An 18,124-nucleotide genomic window follows, 5' to 3' on the forward strand; every position below is an offset into this window, starting at 1 on the left:
CAGTTCATGGACTCTAGGTCAAATCCTAGTTATACTAACATTCAGTGACGATCAGCGTACCTCCCTCACTGAATGTTAGTTTTACTTTATTATTCCCGTACCTCTCTATTTTTATCTCTCTAATTGTTGTTTTCTAAAAAGTATTACTGAAAGTAGCAGTAATATAGCTATAATTATGATGGTAACTATACCGGTATATATAAGGTCTGTATGAATGGGACTTTGGTCAATAGTTAGTTTAATGTAATCAGATAAATGAATAGGGCTCCATTTCAGTGCACTTTGAAAAACTTGCGTTAGAGCTGATAGTATCATTAGACTCGCAATGGATAGAAACGCAATTAAACCTTGTGATTTTACAAATGTATTATAAAAAACAACTACAGTAACAACAAGAGATAACCATAATCCATAGAAAAAGATAGTTTGTACCATATGATTAAATGATAACGGCCCGTATAACAAATAAATATAATACCAACTTACAAGCATGCCTAATATCCAAGAGACCCATACTAGTAAAAGTAAAGAAGCCCATTTTGCAGTTACATATGAGTGATGGTCAATAGGCTTTACTAAGATAATTTGTGATACACCACTTTTATGTTCATTTGCAATAATTCCCATAGACGAAAAAACAATTACTAACACTCCTAAGCTACTGAGCTGACCAAGTGTCATCATCACTACTTCTGCTACTGTATATTCAGGTAAAATGAATTCCATACCCTCAGGCATCTCACCAACTGCTTCTAAAATTTGTGGTAAGAAATAATTAGTGACTGGATCTAAAATCGATAATAAAATGATAACAAGTGGGAACCAAATCCATTTTTTATTTCTCCAGTTTTCTACAACTTCTTTCTGAAATAGAGTGTTCCATTGCATTATCGGTTCACCGCCTTCATAAACATGTCCTCTAAAGAAGCTCTATCAATCGAAAAATTTGTTAAGTCCCAGTTATGAGTGGCTGCTTCTAATAATATTTCTTCTCGAGCAGACGGTATGTCGATTGCTGTTACCCACAGTGTATTTTTTTCAATATAAGTGTCGGATACATTTGATAACTTATTTACTTTTTCTTGATATATTTCTAAGCTGTCTTGAAATTCTAATCTAATCATAGAAGTTTGATATGTATCTTGTAGGTTACTAATAGAACCTGATTCAATAACCTTTCCTTGATGTAAAAGGATGAGTTCGTCACTTACTTCCTCAGCATCTCGTAAAATATGAGTAGAGAAAAAGATGGACATATCTTTTTTTAGCTCTTCCATAAGCAAAAGTATCTCTCTTCTACCAATAGGATCCAGGGAAGATACAGGCTCGTCTAATAATAACAACTTTGGCTGATGAATTATTGCCTGAGCAATCCCAAGGCGTTGTTTCATGCCACCTGAATAGCTAGAGATTCTTTTATCTTTAGCTTCATATATACCGGTTTTTTGTAGAAGTTCCTTAGCACGTGATTTCGCTGCTGTTGGAGATAAAAGACAAAGTTTTGCACAGTATACTAGAAATTCATATCCGGTCATCCATGAATAAAAAGTAGGGTATTGAGGTAGATAACCAATATAATTTCGGAAATCTCCTTTTATAGGTCGATTATGAAATATAATTTCGCCAGAACTAGGTTGTAAGAGCCCTGCTAGCATTTTTAACGTAGTCGTTTTGCCGGCGCCGTTAGGACCAATTAATGCAACACAAGCGTTGTCCGGAACTTTAAAATCAATATGGTTAACTACAGTTTTTCCTTTGTATGATTTAGTCAATTGATTTACGGTTAACAAGTTCATTCATTATTCCTCCTTGCAAAGAGAAAATAAATAATTGGACCAAATATATTAAGAAATATAATTACGATTAACCAAACTAGTTTCATACTATCGAATGATTCTTTGTTCTTGCTCCAATCGATGAGTGCAATAATCATTAGAATGATTTGAATGATAACAAAAGGTAAAATAATTGGTAAGTATTCTAATAATTCTTCCATTATATGTATCACTTCACTTTCTTTTATTCATTAGTATTTGTACGATTCATTTGAAAAAAAGATTCATGTAATTCAAAGAAAAAGTCGAAGCTTTTTTTAGCCTCGACTTTTTCTTTGAGAGAATTGATCATACACTCGATTTGCACGTTTGAATTCTCTTGCGTACAAAACTTCTTGAGTTTTTGAAAGGAATTTTTCTTTTTCCGAAGATCGTTGCTTTACCATATAGCATCCCTCACTTTACCTGTAGCATAACCAAGATTGGAACTTTTATACAAAATCATCTATCCAACGAGCGGGTTACTAAGGTAATTCTAGTGATTAAGATACTTCCTCTCCAGTACTTTCCACAGGAGTATCCATTTGGAATTGTTGATATGATAAATAATGTTCTTTCATAATTACAAATAAATCATAAATGTCATCAGTACCATTTACTCGTTGATACATTTGCGGATATACATCATTTGCAAATGTAATATAAGGTAATTTTAATACTGCTTTTTTAGAACGTTCATTTGATTTGCGAACTTTCATAAAGATACCATCTATGCTATGATCCATAAATAGTTCATGGAAAAAAGCATCTTTTGCAGGACGATTATATCCTTTGCCAAAGTAAGGTTGGCCTATCCATGTGGCAAGAAATCCATAGTTATCCTCTATATCAAAAAGGTTAATCGTACCGATGGGCTGTTGATATTCATCAACAATCGTACGAGAAATTAATTCTCCTCTTTCTTCTGCTTCTATGGTTTGTTTCGTTAAGAAATAAAATTCATCTGATGTTGTTGCTTTATGCCTAACAAAAGGGAATACTTCCGGGTGCGCCATAAGTTCAAAAAGTACAGGCACCTCCTGTAAATCACGCATTTTTAGCATAAAAAATACCCTCCTTTTTTCCAGGTGGGTATAGACAGATGCCAATATAATAAGGAATCTGTAAGTTGCCCACCCTCGAATTTTCATTTATAGATCTCAACAAAAATTCGGGGTGGGAATCGAACCCACTAGAACCAGGTAGTACCCGGTGGCGCACCATTTGCCTTCCCTATTTAATTCTGCTTGAAATTTCTATACGATTCATCTCTTTCATGTTTTTAGTAGTTTTATTTTACAACCTTTTTTTAAAAAAGGGAACCATTTTTTTGTGAAGAAAATATAAAATTTATAAACGTATGCAAAATTCAGTAATTCACCAATTGAAGAAGTTTCAGTCTACGATTTTGTTTCCTTGATATTTTCTATGGCTTCTTGTAAATTTGGAAACTTAAAAGAAAAACCATGATCGATCGCTTTTTGAGGAAATGCATACTGTCCTTTTGTTATTAGGTGTGCCATTTCACCAAAAGTGGTTTCCATAACTAGGCGAGGTACATGAAACCAATATGGCCTTCTATACGTTTTAGCAATTGTTTTCATGAAGTCTTTATTGCGTTTTGGATTTGGTGCTGTCACATTAATCGGCCCGGTAATCGTACTATTGTGTATACAGAATAAAATTAACTGAACAGCATCTTCAATGTGAATCCATGATAGCCATTGTTCGCCGTTACCTATTCTACCCCCAGCAAAAAGTTGAGTTGGTAATTTCATCATTGGAAAAGCGCCTTTATTTCCTAATAATATTCCTAATCTTGTATAGACTGTGCGTATTCCAAATGAATTTGCAGCTTTTGCGATTTCTTCCCATTCTTCGGTTACAGAAGCTAAATAGTCGTCAGCAGCTTCGGTAGTTCTTTCGGTAAAAATTAAATCTTCCGACATGCCATAATATCCAACTGCAGAAGCACTAATAAATACCTTAGGTTTGGTATTCATTTCTTTCATTAACTGTATAAGATGATTGGTTATTTTTAATCTACTGTTGAGAATAGATTGTTTCTTTTGTTCGGTCCAATATCCAAACAATGATTCACCTGCTAAGTTAATTACAACTTCAAATATAGGTAGAGAATCAGCTTGAACAGTATAATCTATGTAAGTCTCTGTAGATGTGTTCACTTTATTTTCTACCGACCTAGTAAGTATATATACGTGATATTCCTGATTTTGTAATTGTGTAGTTAGTTCAGAACCAAGGAATCCTGTTCCTCCACTTATCAAAGCATATTTCATATATGATAGCCTCCCTTTATATTAGTTCATTCGTTGCGTAGTTTTTGCTATGATGTATAGAAAGAGGTGAATAACCAATGAAAAAAATTGCTCGTATTACAACACAAAAGAAACATAAAAATCGATATAATATCTTTTTACAAACTCCTGATGGTGATGCATATGGTTTTAGTGTAGATGAAGCGATATTAATTGAATATCGTCTTTCTAAAGGAATGGAGCTTGAGGATGAAATGATTTCAATTCTCGAGCAAAAAGATACATTACATAAAGCATATACCCTTACTATACACTTTTTAAGCTATCGAATGCGCTCAGAAAAAGAAGTTAGCGATTATTTACAAAAAAAAGAAGTGGATGGGACACATATCGATGAAATTATTAAACGATTAAAACGAGAAAAATGGGTGGATGATCAACAGTTTGCACAGATGTTTGTTCGGTCTCGTAAGAATTCGTCTTCTAAAGGTCCAAAAATGATACGACAAGAATTATATGAAAAGGGTGTAAATGAGAGTAAAATAACCTCTGCACTTGAACAATATTCTGTGGAAGAACAGAAACAGAAAGTAGAAAAGTTAATTAATAAAAAACTGCAATCAAAATCAAAAGATTCCCATCAAAAAAGAATCGATCAAATTAAACAAAATCTTATGCAAAAAGGGTTTGATTCTGGAGTAATAAGTATGGTCATTCAAGAAATGGACACAACCGAGGATGCAGATCGTGAATGGGAAGTTCTTCAACTGCAAGGAGAGAAGCTTCTTTATAAATATCAAAAAAAACACAGTGGTTTTGCTCTAAAACAAAAAGTAATGGAAGGTCTATATCGTAAAGGATTTTCATTTGATATGATTAACCAGTTTATTGATCAGTCACTTCAAGATGAGTAAAATCAATGGTTTATAGGTAGTGTTGCTGATACAATTATATAGGATGAATAGGGGGGAAGAGATATGAATTTTCGTTATAGTGATTATTCTATTGAACAATTACACCGAGAAATTGGAAATTTAAAAGAAAAGGCACAAAAAGCAGAACAACTTGGGAATGTTTCTGAAGTACAAATATATGAGCGGAAAATGCAAGTGGCATTAGCATATACAATAAATCCAGATGATTTTAAAAAAGGTGAAATTTATCAATTAAAGATGGAGCCAGGTTATACATTTAAAATTGATTATATTAATGGAGTATTTGCGTGGGGATATCGTATAAATTTATTAGAAGAGGTACGTGAAGAAATCGAAGCATTGCCAATCTCACTTTTAGGCAAAAAGTTAGCATGATAAATAAAAAAGGATGGTTAATTAAAAGCTAACCATCCTTTTTATAATGACGAATCACTAGGAACTAATTTACTTTGTAATTTTCTTTCTGAGAATATCCAACCTGTGTACGAAGTGACAATTTCCAAATTCGCATTGATTTGTACAACAGCTACAAATGGATAGTAATCTTTTGAACGGTATCTTAAATCAATAAAACGAACTTCTGTTGAACCATCTTCTTGTTCATTAATTTCCCAACGATAAATTGGAGAAAAGTTCAAGAAAGATTGGATATTTTTATCTTGTTTTGCTACATCCATTATGTCACTTTCTGGAAGTGGAACCCGTAGAAATTCATCAATAATTTCAATATGACGATTTTCTACTCTACCTACATAAAAGTGGTCTGGAGTGGTTATAGCGACACGCCAATAGTTTTGTTTTATTGTAGGAGAGGTGGCTATAGATTTAGTCTCTGGATAGTATTCATGAATTTTTTTGACGATTTCTCTTTTGTCCATATATCGTTTAATGTAGTATAGTACAATGACTGAGTAAATAATTACCCAAGTAATGCCAGGATTAGCACCTAAAGCCCATGCCGCAATTCCGGCAACATTTAAGAAGAAGATATAGGGATCAAATGTATTAATGAAACCTTTGGCTATCCACTTTTTAGAGAATGGACGAAATGCTTGTGTACCGTATGCATTAAATAAATCGACAAACACATGGATAACGACAGCTAATAGTGTCCATAACCAAAGATGTAAATAACTAACTTCAGGTACAAATAAATATATTAATCCGGATACGAGAAAGCTCCATATGACAATTGCTGGCAGTGAATGGGAGGCTCCTCGATGGTGTCGAATATAAGTTGCATTATTTTTTAGTTTAAACACCGTGTCAAAATCAGGTGCGTGAGACCCAACAACGGTACCAACTAATACAGCATGAAATAGTGTAGGATTACTTTGCACTACAGGGTCTATTGTTGCTAGGCCGCCTAATGCAACACCCATAACTATATGCGTACCAGTGTCCATAAAAGATTATCCTCCTTAATTATTACCAGTATTAAAGTCAAACTAGTCGCTATTGTAACATAAAGGATGTGGGGAAAAGATGAATAAAAGGTTACAAAATCTTAACATTCCAGTTTTTCAAACCGATTTGCTGGAATGGTACTATTTGAATAAACGTGATCTTCCTTGGAGAAGAGAAAAAAATCCTTATAGAACATGGGTGTCAGAAATTATGCTACAACAAACCAAGGTAGATACGGTTATACCTTATTTTAATCGTTTTATGGAGAAATATCCAACAGTTTATGATTTAGCTCAAGCAGATGAACAAGATGTATTAAAATCTTGGGAAGGTTTAGGTTACTATTCCCGTGCACGAAATTTACAAACCGCAGTGCGTGAAGTTGTAGATACATATAATGGTGAAATACCTAATAGTGAAAAGGAATTGGCAAGCTTAAAAGGGGTTGGTCCTTACACAAAAGGTGCAATACTATCCATTGCCTTTGATCAACCCATTCCTGCAGTAGATGGAAATGTCCTTAGAGTGTTCTCTAGAATTTTAAAGATAGAAGATGATGTTGCAAAACAATCAACTAAAAAAGAAATAGAGCAATATGTTGGAGAAATTATATCACATAAAGATCCTTCCTCATTTAATCAAGCAATTATGGATTTAGGTGCAATGATCTGTACACCAAAAAAACCAACATGTATGTTTTGTCCAGTAATGGAACACTGTCAGGCTTTTCAACATGGGATCCAAGAACAGTTACCAATTAAGAAAAAAGCAAAAAAGCAAAAAATCAAACAGTATATTGTCTTGCTCATTAAAAATGACCAAGGAGAATATATAATTGAAAAACGTAGTGAACAAGGGTTATTAGCAAACTTATGGCAGTTTCCAATGGTTCCTCTAGAGGAGGTAGGTTTAAACCAAATTGAACAATGGATGTATGATAAATATGGAATTGAATTACAAATAGAATCAGATTGTGGAAATTTAAAACATACATTCAGTCATATTATATGGAAAATGGATATAAAGAAAGCTAATACTTCTCAAAAATCTTTAAATAAAGATTCATTAACATTCATTTCTAAAGAAGGAATTGTAAATTACCCTTTCCCTGTGTCACATCAAAAAATGATGCAATTTTTATAAGGAAAAATCAGGATTAATCCAAATGGACGTCCTGATTTTTTTCTATGCGTTGGAACATTTCTTTATTTATCTCATGAAGAATGGAAAGTCCTTCAGAATTAATATAAGGAAGAATTTGTGATAAAGCATGCTGGAAATAATAAAGCTCCCCATCCTCCCAGTCTGTTTTACTCATCATGGATAGTTCAGAAAAGTCTCTTTCAAGCTTTATTGGTATCTCCTCCCTAGGAATGTTTACATTTATATTTTGTGCACTTATGAAGTACACATCCTTTCCATTTTTTGCAGTGAAAAAAAGATGGATAAGAAATGAGTTACTGGATAAATTAATTATTGCGGAGGTGATATTGATGGCTAAAAAGCAAAATCAACAAAATCAAACTACTGCAGCAGGTACAAATGCACAGCATGTTAAACAACAAAACAAACAAGCTGCTCAAGGTCAAGGACAATATGGTACTGAGTTTGCTTCTGAAACAGATGCACAACAAGTGAAACAACAAAATCAAAAATCTCAACAAAACAAAAAATAACATCTGTTTCTATTAAATGAAAGAGTTCCCTTTTGATGTAAAGGGAACTCTTTTTATATTGCTCTTTTTATGATCTTCTTTCGCATACATAAGTCAGTTCTTGTTCGTTTAGCTTTATATTTCTATATAGAACAATTATAATAGTAGTAATAATTTTGATTGAGCGGGTGAAAAAGAAAAGGAGAGGAGTGCAATGGTTTCTCCGAATGCAGGGTCTAAGGTTTCTATCCAAAGCTATAAACATAATGGACAACTTCATCGTACGTGGGAGAATAGTGTAATTTTAAAGGGTACAGAAAGTGTAGTTATTGGAGCGAATGATCGAACAAGAGTAATTGAAAGTGATGGTCGTTCCTGGATTACCAGAGAGCCAGCCATATGTTATTTTCATTCTAAGTATTGGTTTAACATTATTGGAATGCTACGAAATGATGGAATTTACTACTACTGTAATATTAGCTCGCCGTTTGTTTATGATGGTGAGGCATTAAAATATATTGATTATGATTTAGATGTAAAAGTTTTTCCTGATATGACATTTCAATTATTAGACGAAGATGAATACGAAGAACATAGGAATTTGATGAATTACCCTCAAGTAATTGATCGTATTTTACATCAACAGTTAGAAATATTAATTCGATGGATAAGACAAGGGAAAGGACCATTTTCCCCCGACTTTGTCGATAATTGGTATGAAATGTACTTAACGTATCATTAATTGAAGCTATTTTATTGCAATAGCTATAAAGAAAGAGGTATCCTTGTTACCGTGAGTCGTAACAAGGTTTTTTAATGATAACTAATCACATCAATAGAGGAAGATGATGTTCATGAGCAGTATTAAACAGTATATGGAATTTGTAAAACCATATAAGTGGAAAATTGTATTGACATTAATTATTGGAGTCATGAAATTTGGGATACCATTATTAATGCCATTAATCTTGAAGTATGTAATTGATGATATTATATCTGTAGAAGGATTAACCCAATCTGAAAGAATTACGCAGTTATTTTGGGTGATGGGGATATCGTTTGTTGTTTTTCTAATTCTTCGTCCACCTATTGAATACGTAAGACAATACCTTGCTCAATGGGTAGGGAATAAAATTTTATTTGATATTCGTGATAAATTATTTGATCATTTACAAAAATTAAGCTTAAAATTCTATTCTCAGACAAAAACCGGAGAAATTATTTCCCGGGTAATACATGATGTCGAACAGACGAAGAATTTTGTGATTACTGGTTTAATGAATATATGGTTGGATTTGACAACTATTTTGATAGCAATTGTAATTATGCTAACAATGAATGTTCAACTAACCATTGTTTCCATTATTTTATTCCCGTTATTTGGTTTTGCAGTGAAGTACTTCTTTGGTCGATTACGTAAACTTACGCGAGAAAGGTCACAAGCACTGGCAGAAGTGCAAGGTCACCTACATGAGCGTGTACAGGGAGTACCAGTTACACGTAGTTTTGCGCTTGAAGATTATGAACAAGCGCAATTCGATAAAAGAAACAGTAACTTTCTTGATAAGGCATTACGACATACTGATTGGAATGCACGAACATTTGCTGTAACTAATACAATTACTGATTTAGCACCGTTGTTGGTTATTGCATTTGCTGGCTATCAAGTTATTACAGGTGTGGTTACATTAGGTACAATGGTTGCATTTGTAGGATATATGGAACGTGTATATAGCCCATTACGTCGCTTAATTAATTCTTCTACTACATTAGTGCAAGCTATAGCGTCGATTGATCGTGTTTTTGAGTTAATGAACGAGAAATATGATATATCTGATAAACAAGACGCTGTTGATCCTGGAAGGCTGAGTGGTGAGGTAGAATTTGAACGTGTTTCATTTCAATATGACGAAGAAGAATTACCAGTACTTAAAGACGTTACTCTCCATGTAGACAAAGGTGAAACCGTCGCTTTTGTAGGTATGAGTGGTGGAGGAAAGTCGACATTAATTAGTCTTATTCCTCGTTTTTATGATGTAACAGGTGGAAGTGTAAAAGTTGATGGGAAAGATATTCGTGATTATCAATCTAGATCGTTAAGAGATAATATTGGTATGGTATTACAAGATAATATACTTTTCTCTGAGTCGATTGAAATGAATATACGTATGGGTAATCCAGAAGCAACGGATGAAGAAGTGGTGCAAGCAGCAAAAGCCGCTAATGCTCATCAATTTATTGAATCCTTGCCTCAAGGTTATGCCACCATGGTAGGAGAACGGGGAGTAAAACTCTCTGGTGGACAAAAACAACGCATTGCTATTGCAAGAGTATTTTTAAAGAATCCACCAATTCTTATTTTTGATGAAGCAACTTCTGCGTTGGATCTTGAGAGCGAACATCTTATTCAAGAAACTATGGAGCGATTAGCATCAGACCGAACTACATTTATCGTTGCGCATCGACTAGCGACTATTACACATGCGAATAGAATTGTTGTTGTTGAAGACGGACAAATTATTGAATCTGGTTCACATGAAGAATTAATGAAATTACAAGGGCATTATTATGATTTATACCAGATTCAACACCTAGAAGAAGATAATTAAAACAAGAGATTGGGACAATAATATTTACACAAAAGATAAATCCGAATGAATAGGTTTTTTAAAACCCGCATCAGAAATATACTGCACTTATCTATCCTAAGGCGGCTGGTGAGCCCCCAGACGCTCCGCATTCAGGGTGGAACGCTTAGGCTTCTTTCCCATAGGGGTCTCCGTATATTTCTTATGCTAATTCAATCTATCATTCATCTTTTGAGCAAAAATTTTTGTTATATCCCAATCTCTTCTTTATCTATAAAATTAAACATTCTGATATAGAAAAGTGTACTGATGCAAGCACAAAGTAGAATGAATCCAAAAATAAACATTGGTGGAAATACACTTGATAATATGACCGTGAAGGGAGCGATGAACCTTCCAAAAGAATATTGTAAGTCAGAAGCTCCTATATACTGTCCTATTGCACTTTTAGGAGCGTAAGAAACGACAAAGTTTTGAACTACTGGTCCATGAATGATTTCACCAATAGTAAAAATTACTGTAAGTATAAACAACAGCCAAATGTTAGTAGAAAGTCCGACGCTAAACATCCCGATTCCAGATAAAGATGCAGCGAGTACAAGTGCATTTCGATCTGACCAACCATTTATCCTTTTTGTAATAGGAATCACTAATAAGACAAATAATAATCCGTTTAACCCAATCATCCAACCGAAAATTTGCTCGCTATTTAATGAAAATGACCAGTCGCCTATCGAAAAAAGTTGTTGTGCTGGGACATAGTTTTTTACATATAATGCAAGGTATAGATCTAATTGTATTATCGATATCGTGATAAACATTCCACCAACAATATAATAGAGGTAAACTTTATCTTTAAGAATGTGAAAATAGCTTTTCCATTGATCCTTTATAACTGAAAGAGCAGTTGTTTTTTTCTTTGAATTTTGAATAAGCATTGTTTCTCTCATAAGCAGAAGAATTATGCCAAAATAAAGAGAGGCAATAAATGTACATGACCATAATAATTCAGTTCTATATTGAAAAAATAATACCGCTCCAAGAAATGGACCAAAAATAGCCCCGATATTGTTAGCAGAAGCAAACGTAGCAAATACATTACGCCGCTCTTTCTCTGAGACTAAGTCAGCAACCATAGCACTGCTTGCTGGTCTGTAAAAAGCTTTTCCTAAGCTTATGCCGACAAATGCAATGTAGTCTATCCAAGGGGATACAGATAGTGCGAACAAAGCAAAAAACATTGCTTGCATAAACGAACCTAGTATCATAATATTCCGCCTTCCATATTCATCAGCAAAATAACCGCCAATCATTCCGCCAAATATGCTAATAATAGCTGGGGCAGTCATCATAAAACCTGCTTCAACCACACCTATTGATTCACTAAAGTAAATGGTTAAAAAAGGGAAATACATCCAAAACAGCATATTAAATAAGGTTTCACCTAACAATCTTATTTTTAAATTACGATCCCATGTTATCCATGACATTTAAATAGCTCCTAAAAATCAATTCCTGGCCAGGTAGTATATATTTTATATTTAATTTTCGGAAAATTATAGACTTATATTTAGCAATCAGTTATAATACTATTATAGAATTCGAAGCAGGAATGTCTTTATTTTATATGTTATATAAATAGAACGTTTGTTCCTGGTTGATGCATATGCAAATAAAAGCATATGTTTTTTTAAATGTAAAAAAGACCTACAACTGAGATTTTTCCAGATTGTAGGTCTTTGTTTTATTGGCTATAAAGTTTTAGCCATTTCTGCAAAGCTTCGCCCAACAGCATCAATAGTATTTTCAATGTCTGAATCTTTATGTTCTGTTGTTAAGAACCAAGCTTCATATTTAGAAGGTGCAAGATTAATTCCTTCTCGCAGCATTAGTTGGAAGAATTTTGCAAAGGCTTCTCCGTCTGAAGCATCTGCTTCTGCGTAATTCGTTATCTGATCCACTCCGAAGTATACCGTCAAAGCACCACAGAGTCGATTAACCGTAATATGAATACCATGCTCGCGAGCTTTTTCGTGAATACCTTCTTCTAGCCGTTTTCCGAGACGATCTAACTCTTCATAAACGCCTTCCTCTTTTAACACTTCTAAACATGCAATACCTGCAGCCATTGATGCCGGGTTACCTGACATCGTCCCAGCCTGATACGCAGGGCCTAGTGGTGCCACTTGTTCCATTATATCTTTTCTGCCTCCATAAGCACCAATAGGTAAACCACCACCAATTATTTTACCCATGGCAGTCATATCCGGTTCTACGCCATAAATTTGTTGAGCACTTCCATATGTGAATCGGAATGCAGTAATCACTTCATCGTATATTACTAATGCTCCTGCTCGGTGGGTTAATTCATTTACCTCTTGTAGAAAACCTTTAAAAGGTTCAACGATTCCAAAATTCCCAACTATTGGTTCTACAAGTACTGCGGCTACCTCATCTCCCCATTTATCTAATGCTAGTTTAAATGCTCCAATATCATTGAACGGAACAGTAATTACATCAGATGCGGTTGAAGTTGGAACTCCAGCTGAATCTGGAGTACCTAATGTAGAAGGTCCAGATCCTGCTTCTACTAAAACAGCATCAAAATGTCCGTGATAGCAACCAGCGAATTTAATTATTTTTGTACGCCCAGTATAAGCACGTGCTACACGAATCGTTGTCATTACAGCTTCAGTACCAGAATTATTAAATCGAACTTTTTCTAATGAAGGGATAGCGTCTTTTAACATTTGAGCAAATTCATTTTCTAAACGTGTTGGAGTACCATATAGAACACCTGTTGTTGCAGCATGGGCAATTGCTTTTGCAATATGCGGATGTGCATGACCAGTAATGATTGGGCCATAAGCCGCTAAATAATCAATATATTTATTATCATCCACATCCCAAAAGTATGCCCCTTGTCCTCGTTCCATATATACAGGCGAACCACCACCTACAGCTTTATATGCACGAGAAGGGGAGTTAACTCCTCCTACAATATGTTGAAGAGCCTCTTGATGTAGCTTTTCGGAATTTGTAAATTTCATCAGTTATTTTCCTCCTCTGTCTAACCAGTTACTAATATATCAAAAATCAATTAGAAATTCTTATAAAACGTACATTTTTAATTTTTGAACAAGCTCTTTGTTCTTTGGCATATATATAGAATAAGAGCCATTAAGAGGGGATTGTTCTTTATGATAATACCTTGGATCATGTTAATTATTATTGTGATTATAGGTGGGAAGTGTATATATGATTTTATCCAAACAAATAATATCAGCCAATTGTTGCGTATGAGAGAGGGACATTTTTCAATAGAGATCTTCATTGCTATGATTGTTGTATATATAACAATCATGATTGGATATGGGATGATATATTTTATACTATCTCTTGAAGGGATAGTACTTGTAGAACATGGAGAACTTAGACAAGTTAGTATTATTGGGTCATTAATACATTCTGTTTATTTTAGTGGGGTTACACTTTTAACGATAGGTTATGGAGACATTATTCCAATAGGAATTGGAAGATTAATTGCGGTGTCTCAAGCTTTAATTGGCTACATATTGCCAGCAGCGTTTGTATTAAAGGTTGTGCAAATTGGATCTAGGAGCAGGGATAAATGAATATCTGTATTTAATGTGATATATTGAAAGAAATGGTTATATGTTGGAGGGTTAACAATAATGTCTGTAGAAATAGGATCAAAAGTCAATGATTTTAGTTTACCAAATCAAAATGGTGAAAATATAAGTTTGTCTGATTATAAAGGGAAATATGTAGTCCTATATTTTTATCCCAAGGATATGACACCGGGGTGTACAACAGAAGCATGTGATTTTCGGGATAATCATGAAAGCTTTAAAGAGTTAGATGCAGTAATACTCGGAGTAAGTCCTGATCCAGAAGCTAGACATCAGAAGTTTATAGATAAACACGAATTACCATTTAATCTTCTTTCAGATGAAGACCATCAACTTGCAGAACAATTCGATGTCTGGAAGTTAAAGAAAAACTTTGGAAAAGAATATTATGGTATTGAACGATCTACATTTATTATTGATAAAGAAGGAAATTTAATAAAAGAATATAGAAAAGTAAGAGTGAAGGATCATGTTTCTAATGCTCTAGCATACATTAAAGCAATGAAAGAAGACGAATAGAGGTTAAATATGCGTATTTATACTAGGTCTGGAGATAAAGGGTTAACCTCATTAGTATATGGACAACGAGTTCCAAAAAATCATATGCGAGTAGAAGCATATGGGACATGTGATGAAGCAAACTCAGCAATTGGGTTGGCTGTTAGTGCGCTTGGTAATGAAGAGTGGGAAGGAAGACAAGACTTTCTCGATCAATTACATCGTGTACAAACGATTTTATTTCATGTTGGAGCAGAGCTTTCTACTCCAAAGGACAAAGAAGTGTACTGGAAATTAAAACAGTCGCATATAGTTGAAATGGAAAAACAAATAGATATTTGGGACGAGGAATTAGACCCATTAAATAATTTTATTTTACCATCTGGACACATAGCTTCGAGTGCTTTGCATAGTGCACGTACGATTGTTAGACGAGCAGAACGATTAGTAGTAGGTTTAGATGAAGAAATTGAAAATAAACTCGTACTCTCCTACTTAAATCGTTTATCTGATTTTCTTTTTGTGGCAGCACGTTATATCAATAAAAAGCTTGGTGAGCAAGAACTAGGTCTACATGTTGATTTAACTAGCATGTAGTATAGCCAAAGCGTATAGGTGGAATTACATTATCCAAAAGTGCTAGATCACGTTCAATTTCATGAAGTGTCAATTTATAATTGGTTTTGGTCGTTATACCATTGTTGACAGAAAACGGTTTATGAAGGTAAACTATTTATAAAGATTATAATATAATAATTTTATTAACTAAAAATATATACTGAAAGAGAGGTGTTTAACGGTGTCTGAACAACGTCTGCGTCAAGCAATCGATACATTGAAGGAATCAGGCGTCCGTATTACACCACAGAGACACGCAGTGCTCGAATTCCTTTTGAACGCTATGGTTCATCCAACTGCGGATGAGATTTATAAAGCATTAGAAGGTAAGTTTCCAAATATGAGTGTTGCAACCGTGTATAATAACTTACGTGTATTGAAAGATATCGGACTTGTACGTGAATTGACCTATGGTGATTCCTCTAGTCGATTTGACTGTAATACATCAGATCACTACCATATAATTTGTAATGATTGTGGAAAGATTGTTGATTTTCATTACCCTTTATTAAATGAGGTAGAATCTCTAGCAGAACAAGTAACTGGATTTGATGTTAGCCATCATCGCTTAGAAGTTTACGGTAAATGCGATGAATGCCAAGAAATAAATACTAAAAAGCACTAATGGTATTAAATTGTATTAAAATACCCCGTCAGGAGACGGGGTTTATTTTTATTAGGTAAGAAAGTAAATATTTGTGGCCCTCTTTTTTTCGTAGACAGAAATTGCCACGTCCAGCTCCAACACCCAGAAACTAGGTGACTTCACGAAACGCCCTACGATAAAGAAGACTGCCGAATGAACTTTATGAGGCTTAGTCGCACTTATACCTGGGTGAAAAGAAGACTGCCGAATGTACTTTATGAGGCTTAGCCGCACTTATACTTGAGTGAAAGTCATCATTGGCTCGTTCCTCACCGTGATTCCTTTATCTCGAAGGAAAGAGGAAGTTCTACCTTAGTTGAACCCCCCTAAAAAACAAGGGGGCGCACTCGCTATGGTTTCTAAATGGGCGTTTACGCTTTTGTTCTATTTAAATTATTTCTTTTTATATTTACGTGAATTATACTTCTCGTCAAATTCAATTCCTTCTAAATTCTTGTCCATGGTGAGCGGTTGTTTACAATGCATACATGCATCTACACGGCCAAGCATTTTTGTAGGTTTTTCACAACTTGGACATATTACAGGTACTGCTCGAAGTGATAAAGTACCAATCCACACATATACTGCACAACTAAGGATCACCATTAAGGTACCCAGGATAAAGAAAATTACCATTAACCATTCAATATTCTTGGTTAAAATACCACCGTACATTGTAATAATACCAGCAAAAACAAGTATCAATGCAAATGTGCGGATCTTATTTATTTTACTTGAGTATGTAAGTTGTTGTGACATGGTTGTCCTCCTTATTCTTCTATTGTAGTATAGCATAGTTTAAGAAAAGATTGAATTTGATTAGAGGATTTTACTGGAATGTAACGAATATATTAAATATTAGGTGTAGTGGGGAGGCGTCTTAATGGAAAATTTTTTAAGACCAATTTACCAAGAACATGCAAGTAATTCTAATACATTAGGAATTTTAACTATAGAAGCAACGCAATTCGATCGTCCATTAACAGATGGTTTTGATAGTATTTTACTTATTATTGTACGTGAACAATCAAATAACTGGTTTGTTAAACATTATGAAGTAGAGGAGAAAACTGCTGCGCTTCATTTAGTAAAAGAAGAGATATTAATGGAGTGGATAGACACGAGTGGTTATAGAAGAGCGGTCGAATGGATTATATATGGAAGGACCATCTATGATAGAAATGAATATGTAAAACAGCTTAAAGAAGAATTAAGGTTCTTTCCTGAAGACAAAAGAGATTTAAGGAAGGTTATTGATTTTGGTAAACTTGTAAAAAGTTATAGCGAAGCAAAATTACTTTATGATGCTGGAGAAATAAGAGATGCGCATAGTAAAATCCTAAATTCCTTACATTATTTAGCAAGATTATCAGTTATTGATCATGGTTATTATCCTGAAGTGACTGTATGGAATCAGGTGAAGAACATCGATCTTGAAGTGTATAAATTATATGAAACTTTATTAGACAGTAATGAGTCCATTGAAAAAAGAATTGAGCTAATGTTGATAGCTATGGATTTTGTGATGAATAATCGCGCGCACTCTGCTTCAAAACATCTCCTTGAGATAATGGACAAACAAGAAGAACCTTGGTCATATGCTTCGATAAAAGGAACTACTGATGTTCAACATTACACATACGATTTAAGCGCAATACTTTCCTATTTAGTTGAAAAAGGCATTGTAGAAGTGGTTTTATTAGAGACAAAAAACCCTGCTGTATTTCAACGCGCTTATAGATTGAAAGAAAAGTAATAGTAACATTCCTTGTGACTTTGAATATAATGAGATGGTGAAAGCGCCTAGGAAACGATTATTTTGCATTACCCCCCATATCTTTCCTTGTTTTAATGTTTGTGTTAAAAAAATGTAAAATAATCGTTGACTTTCATTATGAGCCATGGTAAAGTAAATTTCGTTGCTGATTTGAGCAAGCGTTCAGCAAAAAAAGATTTAAAAAAAACAACAAAAAAGTTGTTGACAAAAAAAACACAGCATGGTATATTTAAGAGGTCGCTGCTTAAGAGCGC

Annotated in this window: 21 protein-coding genes; 11 read left to right on the plus strand and 10 right to left on the minus strand. The window is 34.2% G+C overall.

What is annotated here, in order from left to right; translation table 11 throughout:
* Positions 1-111: 111 nt before the first annotated feature.
* From C794_RS04990 to C794_RS05015, 6 genes are all read right to left on the minus strand, one after another.
* Complete coding sequence (locus tag C794_RS04990) at positions 112-888, minus strand: ABC transporter permease (RefSeq protein WP_017796038.1); 777 nt, start codon at positions 886-888, stop codon at positions 112-114.
* The gene (locus C794_RS04995) at positions 888-1,796 is read right to left on the minus strand and encodes an ABC transporter ATP-binding protein (RefSeq protein WP_017796039.1); all 909 of its coding nucleotides are present in this window, start codon (positions 1,794-1,796) and stop codon (positions 888-890) included. The genes C794_RS04990 and C794_RS04995 overlap by 1 nt, the downstream gene beginning before the upstream one ends.
* Positions 1,793-1,996 (minus strand): PLD nuclease N-terminal domain-containing protein, encoded by a 204-nt coding sequence (locus tag C794_RS05000; RefSeq protein ID WP_017796040.1) that lies wholly within the window; start codon positions 1,994-1,996, stop codon positions 1,793-1,795. Before C794_RS05000 ends, C794_RS04995 begins: the two co-directional genes overlap by 4 nt.
* Before the next feature lie 96 nt (positions 1,997-2,092).
* On the minus strand, positions 2,093-2,221 hold the full coding sequence (locus tag C794_RS20645) for a YfhE family protein (protein ID WP_017796041.1): 129 nt from the start codon (positions 2,219-2,221) through the stop codon (positions 2,093-2,095).
* 96 nt (positions 2,222-2,317) lie between these two features.
* The gene (locus C794_RS05010) at positions 2,318-2,878 is read right to left on the minus strand and encodes a GNAT family N-acetyltransferase (protein WP_017796042.1); all 561 of its coding nucleotides are present in this window, start codon (positions 2,876-2,878) and stop codon (positions 2,318-2,320) included.
* Positions 2,879-3,214: 336 nt separating this feature from the next.
* The gene (locus C794_RS05015; RefSeq protein WP_017796043.1) at positions 3,215-4,114 is read right to left on the minus strand and encodes a TIGR01777 family oxidoreductase; all 900 of its coding nucleotides are present in this window, start codon (positions 4,112-4,114) and stop codon (positions 3,215-3,217) included.
* Positions 4,115-4,191: 77 nt separating this feature from the next.
* Between C794_RS05015 and recX the strand changes: the two genes are divergently transcribed.
* A complete protein-coding gene (recX, locus tag C794_RS05020) occupies positions 4,192-5,007 on the plus strand; it encodes a recombination regulator RecX (RefSeq protein WP_017796044.1) in 816 nt (271 codons plus the stop codon).
* A gap of 63 nt (positions 5,008-5,070) precedes the next feature.
* The gene (locus tag C794_RS05025; RefSeq protein WP_017796045.1) at positions 5,071-5,403 is read left to right on the plus strand and encodes a YfhH family protein; all 333 of its coding nucleotides are present in this window, start codon (positions 5,071-5,073) and stop codon (positions 5,401-5,403) included.
* A 41-nt stretch (positions 5,404-5,444) separates the two neighbouring features.
* Here C794_RS05025 and C794_RS05030 read toward each other — a convergent pair whose 3' ends face one another.
* Positions 5,445-6,434, minus strand: a complete 990-nt coding sequence (locus C794_RS05030) for a metal-dependent hydrolase (RefSeq protein ID WP_017796046.1) — start codon at positions 6,432-6,434, stop codon at positions 5,445-5,447.
* A gap of 79 nt (positions 6,435-6,513) precedes the next feature.
* On the opposite strand from C794_RS05030, the gene mutY reads away from it, so the two are divergent.
* The 4 genes from mutY (at position 6,514) to C794_RS05055 (ending at position 10,699) form a co-directional block, all read left to right on the plus strand.
* A complete protein-coding gene (gene mutY / locus C794_RS05035) occupies positions 6,514-7,578 on the plus strand; it encodes an A/G-specific adenine glycosylase (protein ID WP_017796047.1) in 1,065 nt (354 codons plus the stop codon).
* A gap of 350 nt (positions 7,579-7,928) precedes the next feature.
* Positions 7,929-8,111, plus strand: coding sequence for a gamma-type small acid-soluble spore protein (locus tag C794_RS05045; RefSeq protein ID WP_017796049.1), 183 nt, complete (start codon positions 7,929-7,931; stop codon positions 8,109-8,111).
* A 193-nt stretch (positions 8,112-8,304) separates the two neighbouring features.
* A complete protein-coding gene (gene ntdP / locus C794_RS05050; protein WP_017796050.1) occupies positions 8,305-8,832 on the plus strand; it encodes a nucleoside tri-diphosphate phosphatase in 528 nt (175 codons plus the stop codon).
* Positions 8,833-8,944: 112 nt separating this feature from the next.
* Entirely contained in the window at positions 8,945-10,699 is a 1,755-nt protein-coding gene (locus C794_RS05055) for an ABC transporter ATP-binding protein (RefSeq protein WP_017796051.1), read from the plus strand.
* Between the two features lie 227 nt (positions 10,700-10,926).
* On the opposite strand, the gene C794_RS05060 is transcribed toward C794_RS05055, so the two are convergent.
* Positions 10,927-12,168, minus strand: a complete 1,242-nt coding sequence (locus C794_RS05060) for an MDR family MFS transporter (protein WP_017796052.1) — start codon at positions 12,166-12,168, stop codon at positions 10,927-10,929.
* A gap of 261 nt (positions 12,169-12,429) precedes the next feature.
* Positions 12,430-13,728, minus strand: coding sequence for a glutamate-1-semialdehyde 2,1-aminomutase (locus C794_RS05065; RefSeq protein WP_017796053.1), 1,299 nt, complete (start codon positions 13,726-13,728; stop codon positions 12,430-12,432).
* 150 nt (positions 13,729-13,878) lie between these two features.
* On the opposite strand from C794_RS05065, the gene C794_RS05070 reads away from it, so the two are divergent.
* The 4 genes from C794_RS05070 (at position 13,879) to perR (ending at position 16,072) form a co-directional block, all read left to right on the plus strand.
* Positions 13,879-14,313 carry a potassium channel family protein gene (locus C794_RS05070; protein ID WP_017796054.1) on the plus strand — a complete coding sequence of 145 codons (435 nt, stop codon included), beginning with the start codon at positions 13,879-13,881 and terminating at the stop codon, positions 14,311-14,313.
* Between the two features lie 60 nt (positions 14,314-14,373).
* The gene (bcp, locus tag C794_RS05075; protein WP_017796055.1) at positions 14,374-14,850 is read left to right on the plus strand and encodes a thioredoxin-dependent thiol peroxidase; all 477 of its coding nucleotides are present in this window, start codon (positions 14,374-14,376) and stop codon (positions 14,848-14,850) included.
* A 9-nt stretch (positions 14,851-14,859) separates the two neighbouring features.
* Complete coding sequence (locus tag C794_RS05080; RefSeq protein ID WP_017796056.1) at positions 14,860-15,426, plus strand: cob(I)yrinic acid a,c-diamide adenosyltransferase; 567 nt, start codon at positions 14,860-14,862, stop codon at positions 15,424-15,426.
* 202 nt (positions 15,427-15,628) lie between these two features.
* Positions 15,629-16,072, plus strand: a complete 444-nt coding sequence (perR, locus tag C794_RS05085) for a peroxide-responsive transcriptional repressor PerR (protein WP_017796057.1) — start codon at positions 15,629-15,631, stop codon at positions 16,070-16,072.
* A gap of 414 nt (positions 16,073-16,486) precedes the next feature.
* Here perR and C794_RS05090 read toward each other — a convergent pair whose 3' ends face one another.
* Positions 16,487-16,852, minus strand: coding sequence for a YgzB family protein (locus C794_RS05090; protein WP_011065312.1), 366 nt, complete (start codon positions 16,850-16,852; stop codon positions 16,487-16,489).
* A gap of 124 nt (positions 16,853-16,976) precedes the next feature.
* Between C794_RS05090 and C794_RS05095 the strand changes: the two genes are divergently transcribed.
* Positions 16,977-17,849, plus strand: coding sequence for a nucleotidyltransferase-like protein (locus tag C794_RS05095; RefSeq protein WP_017796058.1), 873 nt, complete (start codon positions 16,977-16,979; stop codon positions 17,847-17,849).
* Positions 17,850-18,124: the final 275 nt, after the last annotated feature.

This window comes from Oceanobacillus kimchii X50, from assembly GCF_000340475.1.
Taxonomy (GTDB): domain Bacteria; phylum Bacillota; class Bacilli; order Bacillales; family Amphibacillaceae; genus Oceanobacillus; species Oceanobacillus kimchii.